The sequence below is a fragment of the Rhodothermus bifroesti genome (genome assembly GCF_017908595.1).
Lineage (GTDB): Bacteria > Bacteroidota > Rhodothermia > Rhodothermales > Rhodothermaceae > Rhodothermus > Rhodothermus bifroesti.
This window is the reverse complement of sequence record NZ_JAGKTL010000004.1, coordinates 50,541-72,326: the sequence shown is the minus strand read 5'-3', so window position 1 is coordinate 72,326 and position 21,786 is coordinate 50,541. Positions and strand designations below refer to the sequence as shown.

The 21,786-nt window shown below is 56.4% G+C and carries 22 protein-coding genes; 18 read left to right on the top strand and 4 right to left on the bottom strand.

Annotated elements, in window-relative coordinates; all coding sequences use genetic code 11:
- The 4 genes from pssA (at position 1) to J8E65_RS09450 (ending at position 2,217) form a co-directional block, all read left to right on the top strand.
- Positions 1 to 879 carry a CDP-diacylglycerol--serine O-phosphatidyltransferase gene (pssA, locus tag J8E65_RS09465; RefSeq protein ID WP_210375517.1) on the top strand — a complete coding sequence of 293 codons (879 nt, stop codon included), beginning with the start codon at positions 1 to 3 and terminating at the stop codon, positions 877 to 879.
- Entirely contained in the window at positions 872 to 1,141 is a 270-nt protein-coding gene (purS, locus tag J8E65_RS09460; protein WP_210375516.1) for a phosphoribosylformylglycinamidine synthase subunit PurS, read from the top strand. Before pssA ends, purS begins: the two co-directional genes overlap by 8 nt.
- A 17-nt stretch (positions 1,142 to 1,158) precedes the next feature.
- The gene (locus J8E65_RS09455) at positions 1,159 to 1,464 is read left to right on the top strand and encodes an ATP-dependent Clp protease adaptor ClpS (protein WP_237181865.1); all 306 of its coding nucleotides are present in this window, start codon (positions 1,159 to 1,161) and stop codon (positions 1,462 to 1,464) included.
- A 132-nt stretch (positions 1,465 to 1,596) separates the two neighbouring features.
- Positions 1,597 to 2,217, top strand: a complete 621-nt coding sequence (locus tag J8E65_RS09450; RefSeq protein WP_210375515.1) for an IMPACT family protein — start codon at positions 1,597 to 1,599, stop codon at positions 2,215 to 2,217.
- Here the strand turns inward: J8E65_RS09450 and J8E65_RS09445 are convergent.
- Both J8E65_RS09445 and rnhA read right to left on the bottom strand, forming a co-directional pair.
- Positions 2,214 to 2,966 carry a Mut7-C RNAse domain-containing protein gene (locus J8E65_RS09445; RefSeq protein WP_210375514.1) on the bottom strand — a complete coding sequence of 251 codons (753 nt, stop codon included), beginning with the start codon at positions 2,964 to 2,966 and terminating at the stop codon, positions 2,214 to 2,216. The two genes, J8E65_RS09450 and J8E65_RS09445, sit on opposite strands and share 4 nt — an antisense overlap.
- 6 nt (positions 2,967 to 2,972) lie before the next feature.
- Complete coding sequence (gene rnhA / locus J8E65_RS09440; RefSeq protein ID WP_210375513.1) at positions 2,973 to 3,440, bottom strand: ribonuclease HI; 468 nt, start codon at positions 3,438 to 3,440, stop codon at positions 2,973 to 2,975.
- A 102-nt stretch (positions 3,441 to 3,542) separates the two neighbouring features.
- On the opposite strand from rnhA, the gene obgE reads away from it, so the two are divergent.
- From obgE to J8E65_RS09425, 3 genes are all read left to right on the top strand, one after another.
- Complete coding sequence (gene obgE, locus J8E65_RS09435) at positions 3,543 to 4,571, top strand: GTPase ObgE (RefSeq protein WP_210375512.1); 1,029 nt, start codon at positions 3,543 to 3,545, stop codon at positions 4,569 to 4,571.
- 47 nt (positions 4,572 to 4,618) lie between these two features.
- Entirely contained in the window at positions 4,619 to 5,734 is a 1,116-nt protein-coding gene (gene dprA / locus J8E65_RS09430) for a DNA-processing protein DprA (RefSeq protein WP_210375511.1), read from the top strand.
- A gap of 78 nt (positions 5,735 to 5,812) precedes the next feature.
- Complete coding sequence (locus tag J8E65_RS09425; RefSeq protein WP_210375510.1) at positions 5,813 to 7,297, top strand: M20 family peptidase; 1,485 nt, start codon at positions 5,813 to 5,815, stop codon at positions 7,295 to 7,297.
- Positions 7,298 to 7,301: 4 nt separating this feature from the next.
- Here the strand turns inward: J8E65_RS09425 and trxA are convergent, their stop codons facing one another.
- Complete coding sequence (gene trxA / locus J8E65_RS09420) at positions 7,302 to 8,135, bottom strand: thioredoxin (protein WP_210375509.1); 834 nt, start codon at positions 8,133 to 8,135, stop codon at positions 7,302 to 7,304.
- Positions 8,136 to 8,216: 81 nt separating this feature from the next.
- Between trxA and J8E65_RS09415 the strand changes: the two genes are divergently transcribed.
- The gene (locus J8E65_RS09415) at positions 8,217 to 9,353 is read left to right on the top strand and encodes a TolB family protein (RefSeq protein ID WP_210375508.1); all 1,137 of its coding nucleotides are present in this window, start codon (positions 8,217 to 8,219) and stop codon (positions 9,351 to 9,353) included.
- Positions 9,354 to 9,355: 2 nt separating this feature from the next.
- Complete coding sequence (locus J8E65_RS09410) at positions 9,356 to 9,796, top strand: hypothetical protein (RefSeq protein ID WP_210375507.1); 441 nt, start codon at positions 9,356 to 9,358, stop codon at positions 9,794 to 9,796.
- Here J8E65_RS09410 and ccsA read toward each other — a convergent pair.
- On the bottom strand, positions 9,719 to 12,181 hold the full coding sequence (gene ccsA / locus J8E65_RS09405; RefSeq protein ID WP_210375506.1) for a cytochrome c biogenesis protein CcsA: 2,463 nt from the start codon (positions 12,179 to 12,181) through the stop codon (positions 9,719 to 9,721). The two genes, J8E65_RS09410 and ccsA, sit on opposite strands and share 78 nt — an antisense overlap.
- A gap of 1,108 nt (positions 12,182 to 13,289) precedes the next feature.
- On the opposite strand from ccsA, the gene trpE reads away from it, so the two are divergent.
- The 9 genes from trpE to trpA all read left to right on the top strand — a co-directional run bounded on the left by trpE (position 13,290) and on the right by trpA (position 21,769).
- Complete coding sequence (trpE, locus tag J8E65_RS09400; RefSeq protein ID WP_210375505.1) at positions 13,290 to 14,783, top strand: anthranilate synthase component I; 1,494 nt, start codon at positions 13,290 to 13,292, stop codon at positions 14,781 to 14,783.
- Positions 14,784 to 14,805: 22 nt separating this feature from the next.
- Positions 14,806 to 15,297 (top strand): hypothetical protein, encoded by a 492-nt coding sequence (locus J8E65_RS09395; protein WP_210375504.1) that lies wholly within the window; start codon positions 14,806 to 14,808, stop codon positions 15,295 to 15,297.
- Complete coding sequence (gene trpS, locus J8E65_RS09390) at positions 15,294 to 16,361, top strand: tryptophan--tRNA ligase (RefSeq protein WP_237181863.1); 1,068 nt, start codon at positions 15,294 to 15,296, stop codon at positions 16,359 to 16,361. The genes J8E65_RS09395 and trpS overlap by 4 nt, the downstream gene beginning before the upstream one ends.
- Complete coding sequence (locus J8E65_RS09385; protein ID WP_210375503.1) at positions 16,358 to 16,969, top strand: anthranilate synthase component II; 612 nt, start codon at positions 16,358 to 16,360, stop codon at positions 16,967 to 16,969. The genes trpS and J8E65_RS09385 overlap by 4 nt, the downstream gene beginning before the upstream one ends.
- Positions 16,970 to 16,974: 5 nt before the next feature.
- Positions 16,975 to 18,027: an anthranilate phosphoribosyltransferase gene (gene trpD / locus J8E65_RS09380; protein ID WP_415663083.1), complete on the top strand. Its 1,053-nt coding sequence runs from the start codon at positions 16,975 to 16,977 to the stop codon at positions 18,025 to 18,027.
- 175 nt (positions 18,028 to 18,202) lie between these two features.
- Complete coding sequence (gene trpC / locus J8E65_RS09375) at positions 18,203 to 19,027, top strand: indole-3-glycerol phosphate synthase TrpC (protein ID WP_210375501.1); 825 nt, start codon at positions 18,203 to 18,205, stop codon at positions 19,025 to 19,027.
- 7 nt (positions 19,028 to 19,034) lie between these two features.
- A complete protein-coding gene (locus J8E65_RS09370) occupies positions 19,035 to 19,694 on the top strand; it encodes a phosphoribosylanthranilate isomerase (protein ID WP_210375896.1) in 660 nt (219 codons plus the stop codon).
- A 15-nt stretch (positions 19,695 to 19,709) separates the two neighbouring features.
- Complete coding sequence (gene trpB, locus J8E65_RS09365) at positions 19,710 to 20,945, top strand: tryptophan synthase subunit beta (protein ID WP_210375500.1); 1,236 nt, start codon at positions 19,710 to 19,712, stop codon at positions 20,943 to 20,945.
- The gene (trpA, locus tag J8E65_RS09360; RefSeq protein WP_210375499.1) at positions 20,942 to 21,769 is read left to right on the top strand and encodes a tryptophan synthase subunit alpha; all 828 of its coding nucleotides are present in this window, start codon (positions 20,942 to 20,944) and stop codon (positions 21,767 to 21,769) included. The genes trpB and trpA overlap by 4 nt, the downstream gene beginning before the upstream one ends.
- The last annotated feature ends 17 nt before the right edge of the window (positions 21,770 to 21,786 follow it).

Genomic DNA, 21,786 nt, shown 5'->3' with positions numbered 1-21,786 from the left:
ATGCTGCGGGCACGCTGGAACCGAGACCGACACGGCCAAAAACAACGCCACTTTCGGGCACGCCTGCGGGCCTACCGAGCCTTGCGTCGCCAGCACGGTCGACGGCCTATCCCACGTGCCGCTGTGCCCTCGTTCTTTACACTGATGAACCTCTTCAGCGGTTTTCTCGCCATCACACAAATCCATGAAGGCCGCTTCGATCATGCCTGCTGGTTGATTGTGCTGGCCGGCTTTTTTGATATGCTCGATGGTATGCTGGCACGGCTTACCAATGGCACCAGTGCCTTTGGCGTAGAGCTCGATTCCCTAAGCGACATCGTGTCGTTTGGCGTGGCCCCAGCTTATCTGGTCTATGCATTTAGCCTTAAGGAGTTTGGTGCTCTAGGGCTTATCATTGCAGCATTGCCCGCGGTCTGTGGCGCCGTACGCCTAGCGCGCTTTAATGTGCAGTTCGACGGTGAAAAGCGAGAGTACTTTCAAGGACTTCCTATCCCTGCGCAAGCAGCTGCACTCGTGGCCTTGGTGCTCAATGCGGAAGGCGTAGATTTGCTAGGAAGGCTAGCCCCAGGTAATTTCCCGGTCCTGATCCCCATCGTTTTTGTGCTCTCCGCTTTGATGGTTACCACCATCCCTTTTGACGCAATTCCGCGCCCCAGCTTAGCCTACCTGCGCCACCATCCGCACAAATCGATAGCTTACGGACTAGCCCTGGTGCTTATTATCTTTTTGCAGCAGATTGGCTTGCTTCTGGTGCTTACGGCATATATCCTGCACGGCGTTGGCCGGTCCATCTACAAGCTGGTACAGGCCATTTTGAACACACCGCTGGAAACAGAAACGCCACAACCGGATCCTAACCCCAACCGCCATCATGTTTAAAGCAACCGTTATTGTTACGCTGCGTAGGTCTATCTTAGACCCACAAGGTCAGGCCGTTCACCACGCGCTGCACAACCTAGGCTATGCTGCCGTAACGCAAGTGCGTATGGGCAAAGTGGTAGAGCTCTGGATTGACACGCCAACTGCTCAAGCAGCCGAGCGCATTGCCCGTGAGGCTGCTGAGAAACTTCTGGCTAATCCGGTCATGGAAGATTTTCACGTAACGGTTACGCCGCTTGATGTCGCTACACCTGCCGGGTAAAATCCGACAGCATCGCTATGGGGATGCAACACGTGTGGGCTCACGCAAATCCAGAAAGGGAAGTAACGGTTGAAACCGTTGAGGAAACCCGATTGGATGCTCCTTGGCGCGTGATCCTCTACAACGATGATGTGCATACCTTTGACGAGGTGATTTTTCAGCTTATGAAAGCTACAGGCTGTTCATTGCCTGAAGCTGAGGCGCTTACGTGGAAGGTGCATACCGAAGGGAAGGCCGCTGTCTACGAAGGGTCCTTTGAAGAATGCTTCCGTGTGCAGGGTGTGCTGCGCGAGATTCAGCTGATCACAGAGCTTCAGGGGTAACCCTACTGTTGCAGCGCTGACCGTAAGGCGTAGCGCTAGGTGTTGCTGTGACGTTAGCACGATCGTTCCCAGGCACGCACATGCTTGCTGCCTTTTTGGACCCTATAAGGCTGTGCTGGTTGCGTAACCTTTATGGATAGTCCCGAAGGTGACACCTATCGCACCGCGTTAGCACCAGCGTGTGCTGAGCTGCGTGTGCAGGGGTCGCGCTTTATTGCTGAGGTTTTTCCCATAAACTCTGAAGCGGAAGCAAGGGCTTACCTTGAGGCTGTGCGGCGGCGCGAGCATGCTGCCACGCACCATTGCATGGCTTACCGGCTAGGACCCACAGGCGCTGTGTTCCGCTACAGCGACGATGGCGAACCCTCAGGTACGGCCGGTCTGCCGATTTTGCGTCAAATCGAAAGCCATGGCCTAACGAACACGTTGGTCGTTGTAACCCGTTACTTCGGCGGCGTTAAGTTAGGACGCGGTGGGCTTACGCGTGCTTATGCTGCGGCAGCGGCCTTGGCTTTAGATCAGGTGCACGTGGTAGAGCAGCACGTTAGGGTGCTTTTTCGGTTACAATTCGCTTATGCAGATACAGCGCCGGTAATGCGGCTGCTTGAACGCACCGGTGCCCGGATTTGCGAAACCCAATACGGCGCTGCCACCGAGCTGCTTATTGAAGTGCCGCGCTCACACGCACACGCCTTTCCTGAAGCATTTGCTGAGGCCCTAGCCGGGCGAGGACAATGCTGCCGTATCGACTAGGTGCTGCGGCTGCGCACCACCTGATCGATCAGGCGTTGCATGCGGGCGTGATGCGACCCTTCCCAGTAGACGCGATCACAGGAGGGACACCGGTAAAAGTCCGTGTACTGCCCACGGACTCCGGTAGGAAGCTGGGCCGCTACCGCGCGCGCCTCGACCGGCTCGAGTTGCACGTTGCAGCATAGGCATCGGCTAAAGGGATGGATCAACGTGTGTAGCGCAAAGCGGTCTACAACTTCAACCAGCTGCGCCTGGGGTGCGGTAGCCCGTACAAAATAGCCGTAACGGACGGCTTTACGGGCCAGAAGTCGGCGATCACGGGTGAGCAAAACGCGCCCCTCTTGCGCAGCGCGGTGCACTAGCACACCATCACCAGGGTCAGGTGCAGGAAAGTGTTCAGCGTCAAAACCCAACATGCGCAGGTAGCGCGCTAGCCGCCCTAAATGCGTATCCAGCAAAAAACGGGGCGGACGCTCCGGAGGAAGCGCGTTCAGCGGCGATCCTGGAAGGAGTTCATAAAAGATCGGATAAAAACTCACACGCTCACCTTCTTGCGGGCGATAGTCGAAGTCTACTGCCTGGTTCTCAGCCAAAATGAAGCCGACTTCTGGGGGAGGAATCTGAAGCTGAACCAGGATTTCGCGCACCGTAGGTTGCCCTGCAAAACCCAATGTAAAGGTTCGCTGCTTCCAGCGTGTTGGTAAAAAGTCGTTCAAACTAGCATAAAACCGAAGGTGAACGGTGCGCATGCTCGCTTAAGAGGTCATAGCGGCTTCTAGCTTGCGCATAGCCTCTACAGCCAATCGATCGGCACGGTTGTTTAACGCGTCATCAGCATGACCTTTGACCTTAACAAAACGGACCCGATGCCGGCGCATGACTTCTAGTAATGCTTGCCACAGGTCCTGATTTTCTACCGGTTTGCGAGAGGCCGTGCGCCAGCCATTTTGCTGCCAACGCTCCAACCACCCTTCTTCAACAGCACGAACGAGATAATCGCTATCCGTGTGCAGCTCAACGTCGCAAGATTCTTTGAGTGCACGCAGTGCCTCAATTGCTGCGGTGAGTTCCATCCGGTTATTGGTCGTGTGGGGCTCGGCACCTGTAAGCACTTTTTCGTGATGGCCGAACCGTAAGATAGCGGCCCAGCCGCCAGGACCTGGGTTGCCGCTGCAAGCTCCGTCGGTGTAGATCAAAACGCGTTTGGGGTGCACGTTGGCCATAGGTCTGCTTTAGCCTTAGAACGCACCGCTGCGTAGCGGGTTCAGGAAAACCTGCTTGCTTTCCAAGCGTTCAGAACGCTGCAATCGACGGGAAGAGCAAGGATGAAGTTTGTCGATTACGTCACCATTACGGTACGCAGTGGCCATGGCGGAGCCGGCGCTGTTGCATTCCGACGGGAAAAGTATATCCCTAAGGGTGGACCTGCAGGCGGCGACGGTGGTGATGGGGGATCTGTCTATTTAGAAGGGGATCCGCATCTCTATACGCTGCTGGACCTGCGCTACAACCGACATCACTTTGCGGAAAACGGTCAGCCTGGCTCAGGTAAAAACCAAAAAGGTCGTGACGGCCGCGACGTGATTATCCGTGTGCCGTTGGGTACCGTAGCACGCATTACGGAAACCGGTGAGGTCATTGGAGAAGTGCTGCGGCCAGGTCAACGGTTGCTGCTTGCCAAAGGTGGGCGTGGGGGAAAAGGAAATGCTTTTTTTAGGTCACCCACTAACCAAACTCCCCGATACGCCCAGCCTGGTGAGCCAGGTGAAGAAAAGCACATTACCCTAGAGCTTAAGCTCCTGGCCGATGTGGGCTTGGTAGGCCTCCCAAACGCAGGCAAAAGCACACTGATTGCCTCGATTTCTGCAGCGCGTCCAAAGATTGCCGACTATCCGTTCACTACCCTAGAGCCTGTGCTTGGGATGGTCTACGTGGGCGAATTTCGGTCGTTTGTCATGGCCGACCTTCCAGGCATCATCGAGGGAGCGCACGAAGGGCGCGGTCTGGGATTGCGTTTTTTAAAACATATCGAACGGAATGCCGTATTGCTTTTTGTGATTCCTATTGTCGAAGAAGCTGTGCTACCCATCTATAACACGCTTTTGGCTGAGCTTGAGGCATTCAATCCCGCACTGCTGGAAAAGCCGCGGGCACTTGCATTGACCAAGCTCGACTTAATCCCGGAAGCAGCACGCGAAGAACGCATTGCTGCTTTGCAGGCGGAGCTACCTGCAGATCTACCCGTCTATCCTGTGAGCGCTGTGGCCCATATCGGCCTAGAGACACTGAAAGAGGGACTGTGGCGCCAACTGCAAGCAGCACGCATGGCCCACTTGGCTGAACCAGCTGCGTAACACCCCATGCTTACAGGTTTCTTAAAGAGAAAACCTGTAAGCGGTATATGGCAAACCTTTCGGAGAATTCGCCTGAAGAACTGCGGGCACTGGTGGCGCTTTCGTTGGTACCGGGTGTGGGTCCTGGACGGATTCGAGCGCTTCTGGCACGTTTTGGGTCCGCGCAAGCAGCCCTCTATGCCCCGCTACAAGCGCTGGTTTGCGTGCCGGGAATTGGAACCGAAACGGCCCGCCGGATTGCCGCGTTTGCTGACTGGGATGCTGTCGATGCGCAGTTTGAACAGGCCGAGCGTGTTGGCGCAGCACTGATTCCAGCCTGGGATGCACGCTTTCCAGCGGCGCTGCGACAGATTTACGATCCCCCAGCACTGCTTTGGGTGCGCGGCAGCTTGACGGCAGACGATGCGCTGGCTGTAGCTATTGTAGGCACGCGACGGCCTACGGACTATGGCCTTCGTTTGGCTCGGCAGTTTGCTGCTGAGCTGGCCCGCCAGGGCGTAACCATTGTGAGTGGACTGGCTTACGGCATCGATGCTATGGCGCATCGTGGTGCGCTTGAGGCCCATGGGCGCACGCTAGCCGTGCTGGGTTGCGGGGTAGACCGCATTTATCCAGAACGGCATGCCTCCTTGGCTCGAGCCATCCTCAAACAAGGTGCCTTGATTTCAGAGCTACCTCTGGGGACAGCTCCCGATGCACCCAACTTTCCACGTCGCAACCGGCTCATTAGTGGGTTAGTTCGTGCAGTGCTCATCGTCGAAGCCTATGAAACCGGTGGTGCACTCATCACGGCGCGGTTGGCACTAGAGCAAAACCGAGACGTGCTGGCTATTCCAGGCGCCTTGCACAATCCCGCCAGCGCTGGCCCCAATCGGCTTATCCGGGATAGCCTGGCGCAACTGGTGCGTACACCTGACGACGTGCTTGAAGCCTTAGGTGTGGGGGCAACCAAAACCGTCACGCAGACGCCTAGTGCTGCTTCCTCCTTGGGCAGTCTGGAGCGCCAGCTTTATGAGGCACTTGGGCCAGAACCCATGCATATCGACAACCTGTGCGAACGCACCGGAATGGACCCTTCAACAGCGCTGGCCTACCTGCTGCAGCTCGAATTTAAAGGTCTAGTGCGACAACTTGCTGGCAAGCAATTTTATCGGCTGGCCTAAAGCCACATCCCTTGGCCGCGCGTTGCGCAGCGCTAAGCCGCTGCCTATCTTCCTTTAAGTAGACTGCCTAAAAAGGCTATGCGCAAACTGCTGCTTCGGATGCTGGTCGGCGCGCTCGGTCTTCTGCTGGTGCTAACGATGTTCTTGCTCGTGCGCGCCTGGCAGGTCGGGCAGCAGGCCGAGCTTATGGTGCCGCCAGAGCCTCTCTCTGTAGCCGTAGACACCCCGGCGTTGATCCAACGTTTTGCTGGGGCGCTGCAGTTCCCTACCATTACGCATCAAGACCCGGCGCAGCTCGATAGCGGAGCCTTTTGGGATTTTCAGACCTATCTAAAGCATCATTTTCCGCGGGTACATCGCCAGCTGCAACGAGAAGTCGTTGGCGGCTTAAGCTTACTCTACACATGGCCAGGGCAAGATACCACGCTCCCAGCCGTGCTCTTTTTGGGACATCAAGACGTGGTGCCAGCAGCTCAGCCTGAAGCGTGGACGCATCCGCCCTTTGCAGGTACTGTGGCCGACGGGTATGTTTGGGGACGGGGAGCACTTGATGATAAGCTTGGGGTACTGGGCATTTTAGAGGCCGCCGAGACCTTGCTGGGCGAAGGTTTCCAGCCGGTACGCACAATCTACTTGGCTTTTGGCCATGATGAAGAGGTGGGCGGCCAGCAGGGGGCACGCCAGATTGCCGAGCTGCTGGCTACACGCGGGGTTGTCTTGATCGCAGTGCTTGACGAAGGTGGTTTTATTGTGGAAGATATGATCCCGGGCGTCCGCCAACCGGTAGCTTTGGTAGGCGTGGCTGAAAAGGGGTATCTTAGTCTGGAATTGACGGCTACAGCTCCGGGTGGGCATGCTTCCACGCCACCTACGCAGACGGCTATTGGCGTGTTGAGCTATGCACTGGTTCAGCTGGCTGAAAACCCATTTCCGATTCGGCTGGAAGGACCCACCCGTAGGTTGCTAGAGCACCTTGCGCCTTATACCGCCTGGAATATGCGCCTGGTGCTAGCCAACCTGTGGCTGTTTGGGCCTCTTGTGGCGCGTCAGCTGGCGCGTTCGCCTGCCGGCAATGCCAGCCTGCGTACTACGTTTGCGCCCACCTTCATAGAAGCTGGCGTTAAAGAGAACGTGCTGCCGACGACCGCCCGTGCTGTGGTGAACTTCCGTATTTTTCCAGGCGAGACGGTTGAAAGTGTTACGCTGCACGTACAACAGCTGCTGAAGGGCTTGCCAATTACGATGCGGCAGACCGAAACCGGGGCCTTTGACCCTTCGCCGGTATCTGATGTAAGCAGCGAAGCTTTTCAGCGCATTGCTCAGAGCATCCGTCGCGCTCGGGCCGAATCGCCACCTGTTGTGGCACCGTACCTGGTGCCCGGCGCAACGGATGCCCGTTACTTTACGGTCCTCAGTCCCAATGTCTATCGCTTTATCGGGGTGCGTGTTACGCCAGCACTGCTGGCTACCGTGCACGGCATTGACGAGCGCGTGCCTATCGACGAATACGTGCAAGCCGTTCGTACTTATTATGCGCTCATGCGCGCCTTAAGCGGACCTTGAGGCCTCAGTAGAGCCACATGTCAAACGTGCGGCGCCAGCGCTGCGTGACAGGGTGACGGCTGCCCAAAAGCGTGAAGATCGCCACGCCCGCTTTTCGAGCACCGTCGTTGTCGTAATAACGATCCTTACGCAGCACATCGATCAGTCGCTCTACAGCCGTGTCAAAGTCTTTGCGCGCAAGTGCCTCGATGGCTTCGAGATAGAAGGCGCGACCTGGACCTTCGGGCAGTGCCTCCGGCTGATGCTTTAGGCGCAGCAGCCGAGCCAACGTCCGAATGGCCTCAATTTGCTGCAGATAGCCAGCTTCGGCCACATCTTGACCTTCCAGCAGGCGCTCCGCTTCGTCTGGATTGTCAAAAATCCGAATGCGGGCTAGGAGCACCCGCGCTTTGTCTTCTTCGGGCGCTGCAGCCAGCAGCCGCCGCACTAGGGGTTCAGCTTCACGCAGCTTGCCTTCCTCCAGAAGCTGTTCGGCTTGCGCGAGCAACGCTTTCGTTTCGCTAGGCAACACCTCAGCCAACCACTGCTCAACGGCATGTTCCGGCAAAGCCCCCACGAACTCGCCAACCACCTCGCCGTTGACAAAAAGCTTAACTGCTGGAATGCCCCGGATACCGTAGGCCATTGCCAGCTCTGGATGCTCATCGGTATTGACCTTGACCAGCTTCCAACGACCAGCATGTTTTCGCGCCAGCCGCTCCAAGACCGGACCCAAAATGCGGCAAGGACCGCACCACGGCGCCCAGAAGTCTACTAGCACCGGTATCTGATAGCTGGCCTCCAGCACGTCCTGCTGAAAATCTGTTACCTCATAGACGGCCACGTTTGTACCTTGCATTGTTCTTCGACGCTGGTTAATGGATCAAGAAAACCGGCATAGGTAACTGTCAAGATTCGGACCAACACCATCGGGTATGCCATGCTGTCAGTACGACTGGTTCTAGTGTGTTGTTTGGGCACCCTTCCCGCCTGCATGCCTAATTCATCTTCTAAGAGGGCAGACTATGATCCTGCAACCGATTCGCTGCGCTTTCCCGGCGAAGTGCATTTGCGCAACATCCGTCAATTGACCTTTGGTGGCAACAATGCTGAAGCCTACTGGAGTTATGATGATCGTTACTTGGTTTTTCAAAGTGACTGGACCGCCATCAATCCACAAGGGTGTGACCAGATTTTTCTAATGCGCGCCGACGGGCAACCGCTGGCCGATGGGCAGCGCTATCGACTACTTTCGACCGGGCGCGGCCGCACCACATGTGCTTATTTTCTCCCGAACAGCCGCGTGCTCTATGCTTCGACGCATGCAGCCGGACCTGAATGCCCGCCAGTTCTCCGTTCGGTCGAAGGTCGCTACGTCTGGTCTTTGTACGAATACGACATCTACGTTACCGATACTACCGGTGCGCCGCCTGAGCTGCTCATTGGCGGGCCTGGCTACGATGCTGAGGCTACGGTTTCGCCCGACGGCCGCTATATCGTTTTCACCTCGAGCCGCTCGGGCGACCTGGAGCTTTGGCGCTACGACCTGCAAACAGGCGCGTTGCTTCAGCTGACGCAGGAACTGGGCTATGACGGCGGTGCATTCTTTTCCCCAGATGGCAGCCAAATTGTCTGGCGTGCTAGCCGACCCACTGGTGAAGCGGCCAAACGTTATCGGCAGTTGCTTGCGCAAGGACTGGTGGAACCCTCCGAAATGGATCTCTACGTGGCTAATGCAGATGGCAGCAACCCACGGCGCGTAACCCACCTCCCAGGTGCCCAATGGGCGCCTTACTTCCATCCCGACGGGAAACGCATTATCTTTGCCTCTAATCATCACACCAAAGGGGGGCGTCTGTTCGATCTATTTTTGATTCATCTGGACGGTACTGGCTTAGCGCAGGTAACCCACTCCGGCACGTTTGATGCTTTTCCGATGTTTTCCCGCGACGGCAGACGGCTGGTTTTTGCCTCAAACCGCAATGCCCGAGGCGAAGCGTCGCGCGAGACGAACCTTTTTGTAGCAGATTGGGTCGAACACCCCGAGCCAATAGACCTAAGCTTTACCCGTCCTTAGTCATGCTGTGGTGGAAACGACGTGACAACGCAGTTTCCTGGAAAGCAGCCCGCCAGCGGGCTGCTCGTGGCGCAGCTTACCTGGACGCGGTTGATCCGGGATGGTATCGCCATGTAGACTTGAGACGGCTAGAGCTGGCCGACGGAACAGCTTGCGTGTTGGGCCAGCGCTACGGCTCGTTCCTTTTGGGATTAGGGCGTAGTGGATTGCTTAACCTGAGCAGTGCCCCGCTGCATAGCCTGTCGCCCGTCGATTATGGCTTTTTGTGCGTGCAGCATGTGGATGCTGAGGTGCAGGCGCGCGACTATGCGCTGCTCAACCAAGCCTGGCGCGAGGAAATTCGACAGCGCCTGGTGCAAGAAGTCCTAGAAGCGGCGACGGAGGGTCTGGCGAAGCTCGCCAGCTCGGCGTACGAGTGCGAGCCCAATGCCACCGCTAAGTAGCAGAAAGCCCAGCCAGACCAGGTTAATCAGGGGTTTCTCATAGGCCTGTACCACAACCCAGTCTTCGGGCATGACGTCGACACCTTCAATGGCTAGCGTAATTTCGCCTGAGCTGACGTTCATGCCAGTAAACGTGACCGAAAGGTTCCAGTCGCGCACGCGGGTCTGGACGTACTGCACGGAGCGATCGTGGAGAACGACATAGATGGGGCGCAGCGTGCGGGTTTCTTCGGTGCGCAGGTTGGTTACGCGCAAAACGGCGGCTACAGCAATTGCGGTGCTGTCGGGCACGAGGCTGGTATCCACCTGCGTATCAAATCCTACAAAGCGCAGTGCAAACTCTTGGCGGCCGAGCACAACCGAGTCGCCACGAGCCACTACCAACTCGCCTCCTTGCTGGGCTGCAGTGGAGTCCTGGGCAAACATTTCGGCTGGCGAAACGGCCACGAACAAATCTTTCCAGAGCGACAGCTTGATGTCGGGGTGCAAGATCCACTCGCCACGGCGGTTCTGATAAGCTACCGGTTGCAGCGTGTAGCTGCGGCCATCTGGATCAGTGACGTTCAGCTGATAGTACGTGTGCCCCTCACGCGTAAGGCCGCGGCCTTCGTAGCGGATTGTGTAGCCACCGATGCGGCGCGCTTCATCACGTACCAAGACAAAGTTTGTACGCTCTTCGTCGCGTAGCGCTAGCGGCACGCCCCGATGGGGTAGTGGCAGGCTAAAACCACTTGAAGCCACCACGCCTAGTAGCATGACACCCAGTCCGATATGCGATAGCGCCCCACCGGCCAGTCGGGGATTACCTCGTCCTATGCGCCAGAGCACTTGTAGATTGCCAAAAAAAGCAAAAAAGGCAGCAAAAACGAGAAGAAGCAAAAGTAGGCTAAAGCCGTAAGCCTGCCAGAATTGCTCTAGCCCAATCATCAGGCTAGCCTGCGTCATGGCGTTGCCTGGGGTCACGCGCATAGGGTCTACGGTGTGCTCCACAAACGGGGTGAGCAGTAGTACAGCCAGTGTGGCTACTACCGACAGCCCTAGGGGTCGCCATAGCAGCCGATGGGCCTGGGCTACTTCCATCTTGTGCCACCAGACGAGCTGCGCTGCGCCCATCAAGAACGTAAAGCCGACGGCTAGGGGCAATGTCCACTGATCGTAGAAAGCCCGGGCTACACTGGCTGGATTGTCCCGAAACAGGCGGCCTAAGATGGGTGCACTGGTGCCCACCAGAATGACCAAGGCCGTGATTGTCAGCAGTAATGCACCGGTAAAAATCAGCGCTTCGCGCGAAAGAACTGCAGGTTCGCTGTTTGGGGTAGGGAGCTCTCGATAGCGCATCACCAATAGGCCGCCCCCCAGCAGTCCCGTTGCCAAAATCCAGAGGAGAAGCTGATTGTGCAAGCCCAAGTCGACAAAGGAGTGCACGGAAATATCGCCCAGAATACCGCTACGCGTAAGGAACGTTGAGTAGATCACCAGCACGTAGCTAGCAAGGCTGAGCATCAGGGCCATCTTATACCCGCGGCCACTGCGCCTCTGGATGAGCATGGCGTGCAGTGCTGCTACACCGGTCAGCCAGGGCACCAGCGAGGAATTTTCAACAGGATCCCAGGCCCAGTATCCACCAAACGAAAGTGTTTCATAAGCCCAGTACCCGCCCAGCAGAATGCCCACACCGAGGGCAAGTACAGCAAAGAGCATCCAAGGCATGGCCACGCGGATCCAGTCGCGGTAGCGCCGCTGCCAAAGTGCAGCTGCAGCCAGCGCGAACGGCGCTGCCATGGCCGCAAACCCTACAAAAAGCGTTGGCGGATGGGCCGTCATCCATGGATTAAGCAGCAAGTCGTTGAGTCCGTTGCCGTCGGCTGGCACAAAGCCTGGATTTTGACGAAAGATGGGGGCATCTGGAAAGCGCTCGATCAAAAGCTGAAAGGGCGACGAGCCAATGGCTAAAGGCCCTAGCTTGAGCCCTACAACCATCGAGAGCAGAAAAGCTTGGCTCAGCGCTAGGATGGCCATTGCCGGGGCTTCGAATCGGCCTGACCAGCGCATTAAGCCAAAACCTACTAGTCCTGCGTAGAGTATCCAAAGCAGAAACGATCCTTCCTGTCCGGCCCAAAACGAAGAAATCAGGTAGTGCAGCGGCAGCTCCCGAGAGGAATATTGGTAGACGTAAGCATACTGGAACTGATGGGTAAGAATCAGGTAGAGCAGCGCGGCTGCTGCGATGAGGGTGGCCCCAAACATTACGCTCCAACTTCCCCGCGCCAAGCGCAACCAGTCGATCACATCTGGGCGGCGCGCAGCCTGCACGTATGCTACCCCGGCTACAATGCAGGCTACAAATGCTGCTAAGACGGCCAAGTGACCTAGAACGCCCGCCATAGCTCTTTGGATAAGCGGTTGCTTTTCACAACGCAAAGACCAAACACAGGAAGTGGTTCCATTGTCATGCGGTAAATAGGCTGCCTGCCATAGGGATTCACAGAAGATTGCGCAGATCTTGTTGCACGCTACTTTCTCGGGTACGATGGGATAATCCGTGCCACGCATTGAAAGCCCTTTGTTGCAAAACGGGTCCTCTCCAGCGCCATACTCGTAGATGCAGCTTGTACATCCTGATCCGTTGCACCGAATTGTTGTGCCAATTCCTGGTTGTCGATACGCCAAAGATAAGAGAAGCCGCGGTAGGCCCTAACAACACAGCCGATCCTATGCAATACGCTAAGACTTGCACCAAAGGTAAGGCGCCAAAAACCACACCAGTACTGCCTGCAGACCGCACCTAATCCGCTTCCACCCGTTATTGTTTGGGTATGGCTATCTAAGCTGTAACAAGAATACTGGTGCCAAATAACTCGAAATCAAAAAGCCCATGACGAATCCGGACTTGCTGTCGCACCCGATAGCATACCAGTTGTACAGGTGAAGCAAGCCGCTTTTTAATAACACACACAGTCAAGTCTCAAAGAGTAAAAGTTACAATTTGGGTCGTCTAATGCTGTAAGTGTAGTCTAGCACGTTTCATGCTGCTTGCTGCATCGCAACTGCGATTGGATGGGTGCAGGCAGCCATCGTAAGTCCTGCAGCTGTTTCGTTTTAGAGAAGTTTCGGTGGGGCTATGATCCATGAGGCTTTGCGCATTCAAGCCTATTGATAGGGTGATCGTTCGTGGTAGCTGGCCTTTGCGAGGAGGGCTGCAGGCAAGCTCGCAAGGGTGTCGGTAGGTCTTCTTGAGGGATAGCGGGCTGCGCCTTAAAGCATTGGCTCCGTTTGCCGATTTTTTAAAGGAGCCTCTTGTCAATGGCTCTAGGATTGCTGTATCTTTAAAACCATGATGCGGCACGTTGCTTACCATAGCGCCCACTATTTTGGTTGGTGGTGGTTTACCGCCTCCGCAGTGGGCTGCGCGCGTGCCTAGACGACACACTTTATACAGCGACAATAAGCGGCCCACTGCAAGATCTGCAGTGGGCTTTTTCGTTATGGAGCTATGACGTTCGACGCGTTTCAACAGCTGGTCGATACGCACCGAGCAGCCGGCTATACGCACTTATTTGTGCCGGTTTTCCGGAGGTTAAGCGCCGATCTATTGACGCCGGTTTCGGCTTTTCTCAAGCTGCGGTTGGCAAATCCAGTTGGCTTTTTGCTGGAAAGCGTCGAAGGGGGGGAAACGCTTGGGCGCTACTCTTTCTTAGGGGTCCGTCCGTACGTAATGCTTGAGGTGCGCGGCGGTCAGGTTTACCAGCAAGAGATGGCTACAGGCACTGTGGAGAGGGTTGATGCAGACTTTTTTACCCTTATGCGTCGGTTGTTAGGGCGCTATCATGCGGTGCACCTACCCGAACTCCCTCGCTTTACAGGGGGAGCGGTGGGTTACTTGGGCTATGACATGGTACGGCAGCTAGAGCGGCTGCCTGCACCCCCCCCGGATGAACTGGGCTTGCCAGATGCACGTTGGGGCTTGTATGATACGGTTGTGGCCTTCGATCACGTGCGTCATCAGCTTGTGCTTATTGCTGGTGTGTTTGTTGATCCCGACACGGATCTGCGCGCTGCTTATGAGAATGCCGTTCTGCGGCTGAATGCATTGGCTGAAACCTTGGTGCACACTCCTGTCGAAGTGCCGGCACCGGTTGTGCTTCCAGAGGCACCGCTGCGCTCGAACTTTACGCGCGAGGCTTTTTGCGAAGCTGTTCGTAAGGCCAAGCAGTACATCTACGAAGGCGATATTTTTCAGGTGGTACTTTCGCAACGCTTTGCCACGCCTTTTGCTGGAGACCGCTTCAATTTGTACCGAGCACTGCGCCAAGTTAATCCGTCGCCCTATCTGTTTTTCTTAGATTTTGGCGATTTGGCGTTGGTAGGCTCCTCGCCCGAAGTGCTGGTGCGCGTCGAGCAAGGCCGGGCTGAAGTGCTGCCTATTGCGGGCACGCGTAGGCGTGGTTGTACACCTGAGGAAGATCGGCAACTTGAGGCTGAACTCGAGGCCGATCCTAAAGAGCAGGCTGAGCACTTGATGCTGGTTGATCTGGGACGTAACGACTTAGGGCGCGTGTGTCGTTTTGGCTCGGTGCAGGTGGAGCGCTTTGCCTTTGTAGTACGCTATTCGCACGTAATGCATCTGGTCTCACTGGTTTCCGGCGAGTTAGATGGCCAGCACGACGCGCTTGATGCGTTGGCTGCCTGTTTTCCAGCGGGGACCGTTAGTGGTGCTCCTAAAGTGCGAGCGATGGAAATTATCGATGAGCTAGAGCCCACGCGGCGAGGCGTCTACGCGGGAGCTGTTGGGTACATGGACTTTTCGGGGAACTTGGACACTTGCATTGCGATCCGCACGATGGTCGTTCGCAACGGCACGATCTACGTTCAGGCCGGAGCGGGCATTGTGGCCGATAGCGATCCTGACCGGGAGTATGAGGAGACGGTGAGTAAAGCTCGGGCCCTGCTCGAGGCGATGCGCATTGCAGCGTCCGGTTTACTTTGATGCAACCAACCCTAAACCAACCATGACTTCGCTCAAAGAACTGATTTTCAACAAAGGCGGCATCGGCAAGTCGCTTTCCCGCCAAGAAACCGTCGAACGCATTAATCCGCTGATTCGTGCGCATATTGCACTCAATCACCAGCACGATTACGTCATCCGTGCACTTGGCCAGGCCGATGTGGTGGAACAGTTGGAGCAGTTTCAAAAAATCGCGCGCGCCGATGTAGGCAAACTGGCTGAGGTGGTCTTTAGCGCTGGAGGTACGGCCTACAGTGGGGTGGATACGGAGCCCAGCGACTTCAATCTAGGGAGTGATCCAGCTGAAATGATTTATCGCTTGTTGGAGGCTGAGCGGCAGCTGTTAGCCCTAGTGCAGGCTGAGCTTAAACTTAACCATCAAATCCGCACCAAAGCCATCCTCAACCTGGTAGCGCAGCATAGCCAAGAGCGGCTGCGTTACCTAGAGGGAGTGGCGCGGCGCTATCCGAAACCAGCCTTTGCTGCAGCATCATGAGTACGGTTTCGACAGAAACGATCCAGCAGCATGCCCTGTCGACAGGTGGCTTGAAGCAGCGCACCATTGTGGTTTCGGGTATCCAACCCTCAGGTGAGCTGCACTTAGGCAATTACTTTGGGGCGATTCGTCAGCATATCGAACTGCATCAGCAGTATGAGTCGTACTTCTTCATTGTTAACTATCACGCCCTGACCACCATTGCCGATCGTGAGGCGCTTCGGCGCTACACTTTCGAGGCAGCGCTTACCTATCTGGCACTGGGTTTTGATCCCCAAAAGGCCGCGCTGTTTGTGCAAAGCGACGTACCTGAGGTAACCGAGCTCGCCTGGATTTTTTATAACCTGATACCGGTCTCCACGCTCGAGAAAGGCGTAGCCTATAAGGATAAAGTTGCCCAGGGGCTACCGGCCAATGCTGGGCTGCTGAACTATCCTGTTTTGCAGGCAGCAGATATTTTGATTTACGGCGGCACATTGGTGCCCGTGGGGGCCGATCAGAAGCAAAACATCGAGATTTGCCGCGACGTTGCGCAGCGCTTTAATCGTACGTTTTGTGCACCAGACCAGCCGCTGTTCCCGTTGCCAGAGCCGCTCATTCGGGAAGAAGTGGCGGTTGTCCCTGGTATTGATGGGCGCAAGATGTCGAAAAGCTATGGCAACACGATAGGTATTTTCGACGAGGGTAAAACGCTGCGCAAAAAGGTGATGGCGATTGTGACCGACTCTACGCCGCTCGAAGCGCCTAAGGATCCGGAGCGCTGCAACGTGTTCGCCCTGATTAAGCTGTTTGCCGACGAAGCCACGCGCAGCCGGATTGCAGACGCTTACCGACAGGGCGGTTACGGTTATGGCGAGGCCAAAAAAGAACTGATTCGGCTTATTGAGGCGCATTTTGCTGAAGCCCGCGAGCGGCGGCGTGCGCTGCTGCGCCATCCAGATTATGTGATGGATGTATTGCGTGAAGGGGGGCGCAAAGCGCGGCAGCGGGCTCAGGAAATTATGGAGCAAGTGCGTGAGCTGGTTGGGCTGAACTACACGACGTATCGTCCGGAGGCGATATGATTTTGGTTATCGACAATTACGACTCCTTTACCTACAACCTGGTCCACTTGCTGGGTCGGTATACGTCCGAGGTGCGTGTGGTGCGCAACGATGCCATCACCGTGGAAGAAGTGCGGGCTTTGCGGCCTGAGGGCATTCTGATCTCCCCAGGACCGGGGCGCCCAGCCGAGGCGGGTATTACCGAAGCGGTTATTGCTGAGCTAGGGCCAACCACGCCTATCCTGGGGGTATGCCTGGGCCATCAGGCCATTGGCGAAGTCTATGGCGGTCGCGTGGTGCATGCACCCTCGCTGATGCACGGCAAGACAAGCCGGATCTATCACACCGGGCAAGGGCTGTTTGAAGGCGCAGCTCAAGGCTTTACCGCTACACGCTATCATTCGCTGGTAGTAGATCGGCCTACGCTGCCCGAGGTGCTGGAAGTTACGGCGTGGACCGAAGATGGTGTGATCATGGCACTACGCCACCGCCACTATCCAGTTCAAGGGGTGCAGTTTCACCCTGAAAGTGTGCTCACTACCGAAGGGCCACGCCTAATAGCCAACTGGCTGCGCCAGGTGAAGATGTGGCCTCTCGCGTCTCAGACGCTTACAGCAACCCAACCATGAATCCTTTGCATCCTTACCTGACGGCTTTGGCCGAAGGCCGCACGCTTTCGCAGGAAGAGGCAGAGGCGGCCATGCATGTGATGATGCGTGGTGAAGCCGCACCTGAGCAGGTTGCAGGCTTTCTGCTGGGCCTCCGTGCCCGAGGTGAAACGTTGGATGAGCTCGTAGGCTTTACCCGCGTAATGCGCCAGTATGCGGTACCTGTGCGTACCGAAGATCCTTATGCGATCGATCTGTGTGGCACAGGTGGCGACCGGTCCGGTACGTTCAATATCTCAACAGCTGCGGCCTTTGTGTGTGCTGGTGCAGGTGTTACGGTGGTCAAGCACGGTAACCGATCGGTTTCGTCGCAGGCCGGATCGGCCGACGTTTTGGAAGCCCTAGGGGTCGTGATCGATCTCGATGCAGCGGGGGTCGAGCGTTGCTTAGAAGAAACCGGCATCGCCTTTGTCTTTGCTCCAAAGTTTCATCCGGCCATGCGCCATGTGATGCCCGTGCGCAAGGCGCTGGGCGTGCGGACGTTTTTCAATATCTTGGGGCCGCTCTGTAATCCAGCCGGTGTGCGGCGGCAGCTAGTGGGGGCTTTCCGTGCCGAGGTGGCGGCAACGATGGCCGCGATCCTGGCGCGGTTGGGAGCCGAACATGTGGTCGCCGTGCACAGCGAAGATGGGCTCGATGAGCTCTCACTTTCGGCGCCTACGGCAACGTATGAGTATCGGCTAGGCGATGCCGTGCCACGTCCTGGACGCATTGAGCCAGAAACATTGGGGCTACCACGCGTACCGCTGGAACAGTTGCGCGGTGGCGATGCGACGGCCAATGCCAAATTGCTACGTCAAGTACTTTCTGGCGATCCGGGGCCGCACCGCGATGTGGTACTGCTCAATGCGGCTTATGCCCTTTACGTAAGCGGTCGTTTTGGCGACGACCTACAAGCCTGCTTGGAAGCAGCACGGGTAAGCCTCGACAGCGGGGCTGCCCGCGCGCGTTTGGAACGCTTGATCGAGGTATCTGGTCAGCTAGCGTCTGCATCGGCTGCTACGCAACCAGCGGCTTAAGGAAAGGCTATGGATACAGCAGACTTGCGCTTGGCACCTGGCCCATTGTGGCGATGCCTTTGCCACGATGAACGATTTCTCGGGCGGCGTGTCTACTGGCCCCGCTGGGGCCAAGGTAAGTCATCGCCTATACACGTTGTCCGAGAACATTCATTGTAGCCAGGAGGAAGCCGCCATGACCATTTTAGACCGCATTGCGCAAACCGTTCGCGAACGTCTTGAAGAGCGCAAACGCCGCATACCTATCACATGCTTGCAAGAACGCGCTCATTACCACAGTCCCACGCTACCGCTGGCCCGAGCATTGCGCACGGACGAGTTAGCCATCATTGCAGAGATTAAAAAAGCTTCGCCTTCGAAGGGTATTCTACGCCGCGAATTTAACGTATCGGACATTGCCCAACAGTACAAATGGTATGGGGCTGCCGCCATTTCGGTTCTCACCGAGCCAGACTTTTTCCAAGGCAGTTTGGAGCATTTGGAAGCCGCGCGGCGCACGGTCGATCTTCCCCTGTTGCGCAAAGATTTTATCCTCGATCCCTACCAGCTCATTGAAGCGCGTGCCTATGGTGCTGATGCGGTGCTGCTTATTGCAGCGCTACTCGACCCAGTGCAACTGCATGAACTTTACGACATGGCCACTGAGCTAGGGCTTTCGTGCTTGGTAGAGGTGCATGCAGAAGCAGAGCTGGACCAGCTTGACCTGGATCGGATCGAGATTTTAGGGGTCAATAATCGCAACCTGCACAACTTTGAGGTCGATGTGACCCAGGCGGTTCGGGTGCTTCAGCGCGTGCCAGCGCACATCGTACGGGTAGCCGAAAGCGGGTTGCGTACGGCTGAAGAGCTGGCTTACTTGCGTCGTAACGGCATCGATGCTGTTCTTATTGGGGAGACGTTTATGCGCGCGCTGGAGCCAGGCCGTGCGTTGGAAGCTTTACGGCAGGAGTTGCAGGCCTGCTTAGAGCGGCCAGTAGTATTGCGCTTGGTAGGTTCATGAGGGATACATCATGCTTAAAGTCAAAATTTGTGGCATCACGAATCTAGAAGATGCGCGTTTTTGCGCTGCAGCAGGGGCAGACTTTTTGGGCTTTATTCAATATCCTGAAAGCCCTCGTTATGTAGCACCAGAGGTGGCTCGAGAAATTATTGAATGGATCCACGGCCCCGAAAAAGTAGGGGTGTTTGTGAATGCCACGCCTGAGGCGGTTAATCGAGCGATCGAAGAAGTGGGGTTTACAATGGTGCAGCTACACGGTACCGAACCGCCAGCGTGGTGTGCACAGATCGATGCACCGGTCATTAAGGCCATTCACGTGGTGCACGATGCTTCGGCCGAACAGCTCCGTGCCCTCATGGAACCCTACCAACCTTGGGTTGCCTACTTTTTGCTCGATACGCACAAAACGAACCTATGGGGGGGGACAGGCGAGTCGTTCAACTGGCGTGTGGCACGTGAGCTTGCTGCCGATTTTCCCATCTTACTGGCTGGCGGCATCGGTGTGCATAACCTCCAAGAAGCCGTGCGCACCATGCGGCCGCTGGGCGTGGACTTGTCGAGCAGTGTGGAGGCCAGGCCGGGAAAGAAAGATCTAGATAAACTTGCGCACTTTTTTGAGGTGTTTCATGCCCTGCGCGCCCAGCTTAAGCAAGAAGCCTTTGGCTAAAGACAAAGCAGTTTTATGGCATCGGTCAACCTAGACACTGCATTTACCTATGAAGCCCCAGACGTCCGTGGTCACTTCGGACCGTATGGTGGTGCCTTTGTCCCTGAGATTCTGATTCCAGCCCTAGAGGCCTTGCGGCAAGCGTATGCTGAAGCGCGACAGGATCCGGCCTTCTGGGAGGACTATGCCGCGCTGTTGCGTGAATATGTGGGGCGGCCTACACCGCTAACCTTTGCGCCACGCTTAAGCGAGCGTCTGGGCGGGATGCGTGTATTTCTGAAGCGAGAAGACCTGTGCCATACCGGCGCGCACAAAATCAATAACACCGTGGGGCAGATTCTGCTAGCCCAGCGCATGGGCAAAAAGCGCATCATTGCCGAAACCGGCGCAGGGCAACATGGCGTGGCTACCGCAACGGTTTGTGCCCGCTTCGGGATGCAGTGCATCGTGTACATGGGGGCTGAGGACGTGGAGCGCCAGCGGCTCAACGTGCTACGGATGCAGCTTTTGGGAGCCGAAGTACGGCCGGTCGAAAGCGGAAGTCGTACGTTAAAAGATGCTACCAATGAAGCGATCCGAGACTGGGTGACCAATGTGCACGATACCTTTTACCTCATTGGTTCGGTAGTCGGGCCCCATCCCTATCCAATGATCGTTCGGGATTTTCAGCGCATCATTGGCGATGAGGTGCGGCAGCAACTGGCTGAGCAACTGGGACGGGAGACTCCTGATGCGCTGGTGGCCTGCGTGGGAGGGGGGTCCAATGCCATGGGATTGTTTTATCCTTTCCTTACCGATCGCTGCGTGCGTATGTATGGGGTGGAGGCCGCAGGCGAGGGACTTGAGGGTCGTCATGCAGCTACCCTGAGCTGCGGCAGACCCGGCATTCTGCACGGTGCTTTGAGCTACCTGTTACAGGACGACGATGGCCAAGTATTGCTGGCCCACTCGATCTCGGCTGGGCTTGACTATCCCGGCGTAGGACCAGAACATGCCTATCTCAAGGATTTAGGTCGCGTTACCTATGTGACGGCCACCGATGCAGAGGCACTCGAAGGGGTGCAACTATTGGCGCGTACCGAGGGCATCATTCCAGCGCTAGAGACAGCCCACGCCATTGCCTTTTTGCCCCGTTTAGCCCAAGAACTAGGCCCGGATGCTGTCGTGGTGGTGAATCTTTCTGGCCGCGGCGACAAAGACATGGGTACCATTGCCCGCTACCTGGAGCGTAAGTGCACAAACAACCTATGATAACCCGCTTGCAATCGATGTTCGCAACGCTGCGAGCCCGAAGGGAGAAGGCTATGGGACTGTTTCTGACCGGGGGATTCCCTGATCCGGAAAGTACGCTTGAGCTTCTAAAAGTCATTGATGAGGCTGGGGCCGATTTCATTGAGCTGGGCATGCCGTTTAGCGATCCCTTGGCCGAAGGCGTGCCCATCCAGCGCGCCAGCGAACGCGCCCTGCGTCATGGAATCCGTCTGGTAGATGTCTTACACATGGCCGAGGCTTTTCGGTCGCGTAGCCAGACCCCGTTGCTGCTTATGGGCTATGTCAACCCAGTGTATCGCTATGGCATGCAGGCGTTTTGCCGGGATGCCGCGCAGGCAGGCGTGGATGGGTTGATTTTGGCCGATCTTCCACCTGAAGAAAGCGAAGCGTTGGCCGAAGCTGCCCAAGAAGCAGGTCTGGCCATGGTCTACCTTATTGCACCCAATACGCCAAGCGAGCGCATCCAGCAGATCGATGCGTTAGCCACTGGCTTTGTATATGCCGTATCCATAACGGGCCTAACAGGCAGTACGCTTCAAAGCCACGAAGCCATCGAGGCCTATTTAGCACGCGCACGTCAGCTGGTTACACGTAATCCGTTGCTGGTGGGATTTGGCATTCGTTCACATGAAGATGCGCTGCGCTTAGGTCGACATACCGATGGATTTATCGTAGGCTCAGCGCTGATTCGGCTTGTAGAGCGCTTGTGGGACGATGCGGGCTTGTCGCTCGTAGATCGACTGGAAGCCGTGCAGCGATTTGTGCATGAACTCAAGTATGGTACTTCAGTGCCGGCTTCTTAAAAGGGCACTTAGGTTGG